A 10,785-nucleotide genomic window follows, 5' to 3' on the forward strand; every position below is an offset into this window, starting at 1 on the left:
GGCTTCCCACATCACTGGAAAGCGAGCACTTTGTAAAACAGTATCAGGCTGCTTCGAATCAGAATCAACGTATCAAAATTACAGAAGACCTGTTTTGGGCTCTCTATAATTCCCCTGAATTTTCCTGGAACCATTGAACCATGTTTGATTCCACTTTTTTATCGAGCAAAATCAACCGCCGCGACTTGTGTAAGGTCGCAGCAGGCAGCACGCTGTCGTTTATGCTGCCCGGCTTTGACTTAATCGCAGCGCAAAAACGGGGACCGGAACGCAGAAAATCTGTGATCATCCTCTGGATGGGAGGAGGCCCGAGCCAGTTGGAAACCTGGGACCCGCATCCGGGAACGGCGATCGGAGGACCGGGCAACGCGATTAAAACTGTCATCCCCGGACTGCAAATTTCCGATATGTATCCGCTGCTGGCGGAACAGCTCGATGCGATGTCGGTCATCCGCTCAATGGTTTCCAAAGAAGGCGATCACGAACGTGGCACCAAATATCTCAAAACCGGTTATCGCCCTGAACCGACAACCGTCTACCCTGCACTCGGTGCGATTATCACCCAGCAGGCTCCGGCCCCTGATCTTGAAATCCCGCAACACATTTCGATGGGGAATACTCAATTCCCCGCGCGCGGCGGCTATCTCGGCGGACATCTGGACGCCTTCCGTGTTCAGGATCCGGGAAAAAACATTGGCAACATGCGCGCCAGCGTTGAATCACCGCGACAAAATCGACGGCTGGATAATTTAAACGTGGTCTCCCAGGCATTTCAAAAAGGGAGAGTGATTCAAACGAAAAAAACCCTGCATCAGTCAACGATCGACCGCGCTCTGACTATGATGAGTTCCGAGCAACTCAGCGCCTTTGAAATTGAGAAAGAACCGGAATCGGTCCGGAAAGCTTACGGGGATTCTTCCTTCGGGCGAGGCTGTCTCGTCGCCCGCAGGCTGGTCGAGCAAGGCGTCCATTCGATTGAAGTCAATCTCAGCGGCTGGGACAGCCATGCCAATAATTTCACCGGACATCAAACACAGGCGGCGCTGCTGGACCCTGCGTTTTCCAGTCTGCTTAAAGATCTGAAAGCCAGAGACCTGCTCGATTCCACGATTGTGCTCTGTATCGGAGAATTCGGCCGAACTCCCAAAATCAATCCGCTGGAAGGCCGCGACCATTGGCCCACCGGTTTTTCCTGCATCGTGGGGGGCGGCGGCCTGAAAGGCAATGTAGTCATCGGGGAAACAGACCCGACCGGTAAAGAAAAGAAACCGACCGAACCGGTTCAAATTCAGGATCTTTATGCCACCATTCTGCAAAAAATGAACATTGACTATAAAAAAGAACTGATTTCCCCCATTGGTCGCCCGTTAGCCCTCAGCGATGGGACTCCCATCGCAAAACTGATCTGAGGCTGCCCGGCGAATCGACTTCCGCCCTGTTCAGCAGAATTAAATTGATCAGATTCCGGAAAAAAGCTTGCCTGGGAGAACAAAACACTCTAACTTGATGAAATAGCGAAACCAGCCTCAGCTTTCGTTGTTTCATTAGGCAGTGACCATTCTCCCTCCTTCGACATTCCAATGGAATTTGAACATGAGCCGTTTTCTTCCCGCAGTGATTCTGTTTCTGGCTTTCTCTATCACCAGCACGTCACTCAAAGCCGCTGATGCGGACTGGTCGCAGTTTCGTGGTCCTGCCGGAAATGGCATTTCCTCTTCCACTGGTCTCCCTACAGAGTGGAGTGCAGAGAAAAACATCGCCTGGAAAACCAAACTTCCCGGTCATGGTTCTTCGAGCCCGGTTCTGTTCGGCGATCAGATCTTTCTGACCGCTTACACCGGATATGGGTTAACGGCTGAAGACGAGGGAAACCCAGCGGATTTACGATTACACGTCATTGCCGTCGATCGCCAGAACGGCCAAATCATGTGGGACGAATCGGTGTCTCCCTTGAATCAGGTTCAGAAAATCACAAAACGAATTGTGGATCACGGTTATGCCACCGGAACTCCTGCCTGCGATGCAACCGGCGTTTACGCTTTTTTTGGAACATCCGGCGTCATTGCTTACGATCTGAAAGGGAAACTGAAGTGGAGAGCCGACGTCGGTGAAGGCACTGCCGGCTTTGGTTCTGCCTCTTCCCCCATTCTGTATAAAGACTTTGTGATCATTAATGCCAGCATCGAAAGTTCGACCGTCTATGCTTTGAACAAAAGCAATGGAGAGATTGCCTGGAAGGCGGAAAATATCGAACGTGCCTGGACCACTCCTTCGATAGTCGATGTACCGGGCGGGAAACAGGAACTGATCGTCAATCAGAAAAACCAGATTCTGGGCCTCGACCCGGATACCGGAAAACAACTCTGGAACTGCGAAGGCATTCAGGATTATGTCGTGCCGGTCGTCGTTCAGAATGAGGGTATTATCTACTGCCTGGGAGGACGCAGCAATCGGAGTATCGCAGTCCGTCCCGGCGGCCGTGGCGATGTCACCAAAACGCATAAGTTGTGGGAAGTAAATGTTGGTGCGAATGTGACTTCTCCCGTTTATTATAATGGCCATCTCTACTGGGCCAGTGACCGCGGCATCGCATTTTGCCTGGATGCCAAAAACGGGGAAGTGGTCTACAAAAATCGTCTGCCGACCGGAGCCCGGCTGTATGCGTCCATTATTTTGGCCGACGGAAAATTCTATATCACCACCCGGGACAGCGGCGTGGTCGTCTTGAAAGCGGGCCCTGAGTACGTCGAATTGGCACAAAATAAAATTGCCGGCGAGGAAGACTTATTCAACGCGTCCCCCGCCGTCAGTGATGGCAGCATCTTCCTGCGAACAAACGGCTATCTCTATCGAATCGCAAATAAGAAATGAGCTTCACCACAAGATATTCCGGTTAAATCACTTACAGCACCGAGAGACTTTTCGGTCAGGTCGTTGATACTGTTGTCGAACCGCTGGAAATCCCGATTCAGGGCTTCTACAATACGAGGCATGACTGAACCAACGACACAAAAACCATACCTCTTCAAAACGATCGGCATCATCGGCGTCGGTCTGCTGGGAGGTTCTATTGCCGCTGCGGTACGGCAGCGAAATCTGTCAGAAACGATTCTGGGAGCAGGACGTAACCCCGCGCGTCTGCGCGCTGCCCAGCATTCTGGTTTACTGGACCGTGGCACGACCAATATCGCAGAAACTTCCGCGCGATCTGATTTGATTATTGTTTGTACGCCCGTAAACCACATTGTCCAGTTTATTCGGACCGTAGCGAAAAACAGCCGACCGGGAACCATTATCACCGATGTCGGCAGCACCAAACAAAAAATATGTGAGGCCCTTTATGGAAGCCTTCCTGAGGGAGTCACCTTTGTCGCCTCACACCCTTTAGCAGGTTCCGAAAAAGCCGGCTATGAATTCGCAGATCCGAATCTGTTTGAGGGGCGCCCTTGTGTCATCACGCCGGACGATTCACTCCCCGTAGAAGCCGTTGCCAGAATCAAACAATTCTGGGAGGCTCTGGGAATGCATGTCCTGGAAACATCGCCTCAAAAACACGACCAGATTCTGGCTGAAACCAGCCATCTGCCGCATGTGGTCGCCTCCGCGCTGGCTATGACACTCACAGAAGAAAATAGAAAATTTACCTCCACCGGATTCCGCGATACGACCAGAATCGCCGCCGGTGATCCCGCGCTTTGGATTGAGATCCTGTTAAACAATCGGGAAGAAGTTGTAAACAGCATAGACAGATACACCCATTCACTTCAACGTTTAAGGGATGCCATCATCAACCAGGATGAAAATCAGCTTCGCCAACTTCTGGAAGATGGTAAAAAGAACCAGGATGCATTAAATTCATCCCGTAAACAGTAGCACCTGCTTTGAACTCTCAATATACATTCACTATGACGACTCAGAACTGGCCGCGATTCAAGCGAGCCAATTCATTTTCCTGACTTGATCAAACAAAAACTGGAATCAACATGCTTTGCGAAGTCGAAATCAAACCTGCCCAAAATCAGGTGGACCGTGAGGGAGCCCGTATCCTTAAAGAGTGCCAGGTGCTTGGCACAAATTCGATCCGGTCTGTTCAGACAGCGCACTCTTATCTGCTGGAAGGGGATCTGAATCAACAGGGAGTGGAGAAAATCGCGAAGTCTCTGCTGTCCGATCCCATTGTGGAAACATTTGAAATTCGCATTTTAGCGGGTGATTCTTCCGATTCAGCGCAGGCAGAGCAACTGCTGAACGTACTCTTCAAACCGGGTGTGACCGATAACGTCGCCAACAGCGCCCGGCAGGCGATTCTTGATCTGGGACTCTCTGTCGAAAATGTGGCCACTTGTCGTAAATACTGGGTCAATGCGGATGCCGCATCGGATGAAATTGACCGGATGGCCTCCAAGGTACTTTCGAATGATGCCATCGAACACGTGGTTCGGGGACCGTTGTGCATGGACAGTATCAAGCTGGGCAGCGAGTACACGTTCGAACTGGTCACGATCCCGATTCGCTCTATGAACGACAAACAACTGGAAACACTCAGCCGCGAAGGACAGTTGTACTTAAATCTGACCGAGATGCGAACGATCAAAAAATACTACGTTGATCAGGCGAAAGATCCCACCGATATCGAGCTGGAGAGTGTTGCCCAGACATGGAGCGAACACTGTTCGCATAAAACTCTGGCAGGCCGCATTCATTTTCGGGATGACAAACGCGACATCCATTTCGAGAACATGCTGAAGGAAACGATCTTTGCCGCCACGACCACCATTCGGAAATCGCTCGGCGAGAAAGACTGGTGCGTGAGTGTTTTTGCCGACAATGCCGGCGTGATTACGTTTGACGAGAAACAGGATGTCTGCTTTAAAGTGGAAACGCACAACCACCCGTCTGCACTCGAACCTTATGGCGGTGCCAATACCGGACTGGGTGGTGTGATCCGCGATCCGCTGGGAACGGGCCTGGGCGGAAAACCGGTTTGCAATACTGATGTTTTCTGTTTTGCTCCCCCGGAAATCTCTTACGATGAACTCCCCGCCGGCGTATTACATCCCAAAGCGGTTGCCACCGGCGTCGTTTCCGGCGTGCGTGATTATGGAAACCGGATGGGTATTCCTACGGTCAATGGCGCCGTCTACTTTGATGAACGCTACCTGGGCAACCCGCTCGTTTATTGCGGAAACGTGGCGATGTTACCTGTCGGAAAATCAGTCAAGCAGCAGTCACAACCGGGACACTATATCGTCGCTGTTGGCGGTCGGACCGGTCGGGACGGCATTCATGGTGCCACATTTTCTTCTGCGGAATTGACTTCCGAAAGTGAAACCCTGTCTGGCGGCGCCGTACAGATCGGGAATGCGATCACCGAAAAAATGATGCTGGACGTGATTCTGGAAGCACGCGACAAAGAGTTGTTTTCCGCCATTACCGACTGCGGTGCAGGCGGTTTCAGCAGTGCCGTAGGCGAAATGGGTGAAAAAACGGGAGCCGAAGTCTGGCTGGATCAGTGCCCTCTGAAATATGCCGGTCTGTCCTATACAGAGATCTGGATTTCCGAAGCACAGGAACGAATGGTGCTGGCGGTCCCCCCCGAAAACTGGGAAGCGTTCGAAGCACTCTGTGCCGGTGAAGGCGTTGAGGCATCTATCATCGGAAAGTTTACCGATACGAATCATTTGGTACTCAAATATCAGGATCAAATCGTAGGCGATCTGGAAATGTCATTCCTGCATGACGGACGTCCTCCCGTGGTGCGTGAAGCCGTCTATAAAACGCCCCCCTTTATTCCGTTGACGCCGACAGAAACCGAAAACTACAACAAAGATCTGAAATCAATTTTAAGTTCGCTCAATGTCTGCAGCAAAGAATGGATCATTCGTCAGTATGACCAGGAAGTGCAGGCAGGAAGTGTGATTAAGCCTCTGGTGGGAGTCCAGAATGACGGTCCTTCTGATGCCGCCGTCGTCCGCCCCGACCTGACATCGGTTCGGGGGCTGGTGATCTCTTGTGGCATGAATCCCCGTTATGGAGATTTGAGCACGCACTGGATGGCAGCCTCTGCCATAGATGAAGCAATTCGAAACTGTGTCTCTGTGGGGGCAGATCCCGATAAGATTGCCATTCTCGATAATTTCTGCTGGGGTAATACGGATCGCCCGGAAACATTGGGCAGCCTGGTTGCAGCCGCCCTGGCCTGCCAGGAATTCTCGATCGCTTACGGTGCTCCCTTTATCAGCGGAAAAGACAGTTTGTATAACGAGTTTTCTTTTGAAAACGAACATGGGGAAAAAGAGACCGTCGCCATTCCCGCTTCGCTCCTGATCAGTGCCATCGGTCAAATCGCCGACGTGGGCAAAGCAGTCACGATGGACCTCAAAACACCCGGAAACCGGATTTTCCTGATTGGTGCTACCCACGACGAACTGGGAGGCAGCCACTTCGCGCTCGTCAATCATCTGGAGGGGGGACAAGTTCCTCAAGTCGATAAAGAAGAGGCGCCGGAAATTTTCAAGTCGCTGCACGCGGCGATGCAAAAGCGGCTCATCAGAAGTTGTCACGACCTGAGCGAAGGCGGCCTGGCAGTCGCGGCGGCGGAAATGGCTTTTGCTGGTGGATATGGAATGAAACTGGATGTGACCCGACTTCCTGAAGCGCTGGAACTTTCGACTCCCAGTTTGCTCTTTTCAGAAAGTAATACCCGGTTTTTGATCGAAGTCGCTCCTGACAAAATGGGAGACCTGATCTCCTGTTTTGATGATCTGCCACTGGTTGAAATTGGCGAAGTTGTCAGTAGCCGCCAGTTCACTGTCAAAGGGAAAGCCGGCAGCACCCCGATCAATGCCAGCCTGGATGAATTAAAATCGGCCTGGAAAAATCCACTGGCATGGGGCTGACCGAATCTCGAAGACGCCCTGTGCCACCAGCCGATTTCTGACTGGAACACATGCCGGCTCGGACTGAAAAAACAGAGACATTCTGACGATCTCGTCAGGAACCCCTGAAATAAGGCTTTCCCACCTGCCCCGGTCGAGTAAAATGCAAGGGACTGTCTGAAACTCCGATTGTTGTGTCGAAACCAGATTCTGGAAGTAATCCTTACCTTTGGCGGCCCCCGCTGATTGAAAGGAAAGCCCTGTAATTTATTGGTTTATAGTCGCAAAGTCCCTTCTCAGGCATTACGATAGAATCTACGGAACTATCTGCGCCAAGCAGTGTTTACCTTTGTGGAAAGGTGTAAAAAACGGATGTCGGAAGCAAATCAAGATACAACAAACTCTGATGAGTTCGAAATTACTCAGGATTCGATAGATAAGCTCAGTTCTGCGTATCGGCAGATTCACGAACAAATGTCAAAAGTCATTGTCGGCCAGGATCAGGTCATTGAACAACTTCTGATCTCGTTATTCAGTCGAGGTCACTGTCTGCTCGAAGGTGTCCCCGGACTGGCCAAAACATTGATGATCAGCTCGCTGGCACAAACACTGTCCATGACCTTCAGTCGTATTCAGTTCACCCCCGACCTGATGCCCGCCGATATTACGGGAACCGACGTCTTACAGGAAAATCGCGAAACCGGCGATCGGGAATTTCGATTTATCCCGGGTCCCTTGTTTCATAATGTGGTGCTGGCGGATGAAATTAACCGTACGCCTCCCAAAACACAGGCTGCCTTGCTGGAGGCAATGCAGGAACATCAAGTCAGTGTCGGTCAGACGCGGCATCTGCTGAACGACCCCTTCTTTGTATTGGCGACACAAAACCCGATTGAGCAGGAAGGAACCTATTCCCTGCCGGAAGCCCAGCAGGACCGGTTTATGTTTAAAGTCTATGTGCGTTATCCTTCCTTTGAAGAAGAACGCCAGATTGCCAGACGGACCACATCGGGAACGAATCAGAAAATCGAACAGGTGTTAAACGCCGTCGACGTGCTGGAAATTCAAAAAATTGTACGTCAGGTCCCTGTCTCGGATCATGTGATTGACTACGCACTGGCACTGGTCAGACAAACCAGAGTGAATGAACCAGGCGCGCCCGATTTCATTAACGAATGGTTAAGCTGGGGCGCAGGACCTCGCGCAGTACAAAACCTGTTATTAGGTGGAAAAACACGAGCGTTATTGAATGGTCACACTCACGTCTCGACGGAGGATATCAGCGCTCTGGCGGCCCCCGTGTTACGACATCGCATCGTGACGAACTTCTCAGCCGAGTCGGAAGGCATTACTTCCGACCACGTGATTGAGCGATTGATAAAAGAGACTCCGTCGAAGGAAGGCGAACTGACCAGTGACCCAAGATTACAGAAAATTTTTGCTGCCTGAAGCAATTTCCCGAATTTCCCGACTGGAGATTCGGGCACGTTCGATTGTGGAAGGGTTCTTATCCGGATTGCACCGTAGTCCTTTTTTTGGACAGTCGGTGGAATTTGCTCAGCACCGTGAGTACGCCCCCGGAGATGATGTGCGCAATATTGACTGGAAGGTCTGGTCAAAAACGGACAAGTACTACATCAAGCAGTATGAAGAAGACACCAATTTAAGAACCACGCTGCTGGTGGATGTCAGTGAATCCATGCGATTTGGTACGGGGCCGCTCAGCAAATATGAATATGGTTGTACGGCTGCGGCGGCGCTGGCTTATCTCTTACTCAAACAGCAGGACGCCGTGGGTCTGACGACATTTGATGACGCGATTCGCACCAAAGTCCAGGCACTTAGTAAACGAAACCATCTCAATGCCCTGCTCACCGCGCTGGCAGCAGAAAAACCAGCTAAAAAAACCGACATTTATGACGTACTAAAAGAAGTCGCCGAAACGAAGTCCCAAAAAGGTACGATAATCCTCATTTCCGATTTATTCGTCAATCGGGAGAGTTTGTTCAAAGGTCTACGTCTGCTGCAGTATCGGGGACACGACATCATGCTGCTGCATATTCTCGATGATCAGGAGCTCGATTTTAATTATGCGGGAACAACCCGTTTTGAAGGCATGGAACAGACGGGTGAACTGGTCTGTGACCCCCGCTCATTAAGAGAGGGTTATCTCAAAGCCATGCAGGAGTTTTTGAATGAAATTAGAAGGCGCTGTGCCAAAAATAAATTTGACTATCAAACCATTCGCACCAGCGAGCACCTCGACGCAGCCTTGTCACATTATTTGAATCATCGAATCGGCATGCAACAATCCATTCGAAAGTAAAACAACCAGCGAACCTGATCTTAACCAATCTCAACGGAAGTAACTGACAACACGTAATATGGAAACATGGTTAACGCAACATTTTGTGAATTCGACGCTGGTCTATACCGGTGCGCTGATGGTTGCTGCGCCGATCATCATTCATTTAATTAACCGCTTCCAGTACAAACGGGTTCATTTCGCCGCGATGGAATTCCTGCTGCAGAGTCAGCAGACAAATCAGAGACGGGTTTTGCTCGAACAACTCCTGTTACTGTTGCTGCGAATCATCCTGATTCTCTGTCTGTTAATGTTAATTGCACGACTGATTCTGGACCCGAATCAATTATCGATGTTTCATGGCGCGAAATCGCACCATGTAATCGTGCTGGACGACAGCGGCTCCATGCAGAATGTCTGGGGCGAACAGACTGCCTTTAATGAGGGATTGCAGGTGATCCGAAAAATTGCCGCCGAAGGCGCCAATCGACCCAACACCGAAAAAATGTCGCTGATCGTTCTCTCCCGTGCCGACGCACCCCTGTTTTTGCAGAGAGATATCAACGAAGAACTGATCAATGAACTGGATGCCAAGCTGACCAATCTGTCCTGTTCGCATCAGAGTCTCGATTTGAATCAAGGTCTGGAGGCCGCTGCAGACTTGTTAAATGAAGACCGTGCCATCATCAAAACGCTGCACGTGATCTCTGATTTCCGAAAATCAGACTGGCAGGAGAAAAAAGGGGTCGCTGACACAATCAAGAAATTAGCAACTGCTGACGTTGCCATTAATCTGGTCAAAACGGTCCCCGATTCCCAGCCGAATCTGGCGATCACGGAACTTTCCGGCGCCACTGAAGTCGCTGCCGTCGATGTTCCCCTGCGTCTGAGAGTCAGCATTAAGAATTTTGGGGACCAGGTCGCGAATGATGTACGTGTCTCTGCCTTCGTGGATCAGAACAAACTCCCGATGAGTATTGTTTTTGACAAGATTGAAGCGGGGAGTGAAATCTCTCAGGACTTTGATGTGGTCTTCAACAAACCGAACCTGCATCAGGTGAATGTCAGTTTGACGAATGACGCATTGGACGCCGACAACCAGCGTTTTCTGTCAATTGCTGTGAAGCCTTCGAATCCCGTTTTGATCATCGACGGGAATCCCTCTGGTAACGAGTGGATGTATATCCAGACCGCTATCGCCCCGGACGCCACTACCACCGGCTTTGCCCCTTCCGTCGAAAATGTGGATTATCTGCGCAGACATCCGCTGGATCAGTTTAAAAATATCTATCTGCTGAACGTAGCCGAACTGCCCCTCGATGCAGTCGCCGCATTGGAAAAATTTGTCGCTGACGGGGGAGGCTTGATCTGGTTTGTCGGCCCTTCAATCCAACCGGCATTTTACAACGACAAATTATATAACAACGGGAACGGTCTCTTTCCCGCGCCGCTGGAATTATCCCCTCGGGAGTTACCTCCCCGCGAAACAAATACGACGGTGGACATGCAGGTCAGCGATCACCCGCTGTTTTCCGTATTCGCAGGCCAGGACAATCCGCTAATTGAAGCAGTCACCATTTCCAAATACTTTCCGCTCTCACA

7 protein-coding genes are annotated in these 10,785 nt (G+C 50.8%); all 7 read left to right on the plus strand.

The features are described 5' to 3' along the window. Positions 1 to 140: 140 nt before the first annotated feature. Positions 141 to 1,409: a DUF1501 domain-containing protein gene (locus tag Q0294_RS12870; RefSeq protein WP_299465860.1), complete on the plus strand. Its 1,269-nt coding sequence runs from the start codon at positions 141 to 143 to the stop codon at positions 1,407 to 1,409. Positions 1,410 to 1,593: 184 nt separating this feature from the next. After that, entirely contained in the window at positions 1,594 to 2,871 is a 1,278-nt protein-coding gene (locus Q0294_RS12875; RefSeq protein ID WP_299465863.1) for a PQQ-binding-like beta-propeller repeat protein, read from the plus strand. Positions 2,872 to 2,991: 120 nt separating this feature from the next. Continuing rightward, positions 2,992 to 3,873 carry a prephenate dehydrogenase gene (locus Q0294_RS12880; RefSeq protein ID WP_299465866.1) on the plus strand — a complete coding sequence of 294 codons (882 nt, stop codon included), beginning with the start codon at positions 2,992 to 2,994 and terminating at the stop codon, positions 3,871 to 3,873. A 110-nt stretch (positions 3,874 to 3,983) separates the two neighbouring features. Further along, the gene (purL, locus tag Q0294_RS12885) at positions 3,984 to 6,899 is read left to right on the plus strand and encodes a phosphoribosylformylglycinamidine synthase subunit PurL (protein WP_299465869.1); all 2,916 of its coding nucleotides are present in this window, start codon (positions 3,984 to 3,986) and stop codon (positions 6,897 to 6,899) included. A gap of 351 nt (positions 6,900 to 7,250) precedes the next feature. Continuing rightward, positions 7,251 to 8,327: a MoxR family ATPase gene (locus tag Q0294_RS12890; protein ID WP_299465872.1), complete on the plus strand. Its 1,077-nt coding sequence runs from the start codon at positions 7,251 to 7,253 to the stop codon at positions 8,325 to 8,327. After that, entirely contained in the window at positions 8,317 to 9,204 is an 888-nt protein-coding gene (locus tag Q0294_RS12895) for a DUF58 domain-containing protein (protein WP_299465875.1), read from the plus strand. The genes Q0294_RS12890 and Q0294_RS12895 overlap by 11 nt, the downstream gene beginning before the upstream one ends. A gap of 58 nt (positions 9,205 to 9,262) precedes the next feature. Then, positions 9,263 to 10,785: BatA domain-containing protein (locus Q0294_RS12900; protein WP_299465878.1), on the plus strand; the 1,523-nt coding region annotated here is incomplete at its 3' end.

This window comes from uncultured Gimesia sp. (assembly GCF_937919775.1).
In the GTDB taxonomy this organism is placed as follows: domain Bacteria; phylum Planctomycetota; class Planctomycetia; order Planctomycetales; family Planctomycetaceae; genus Gimesia.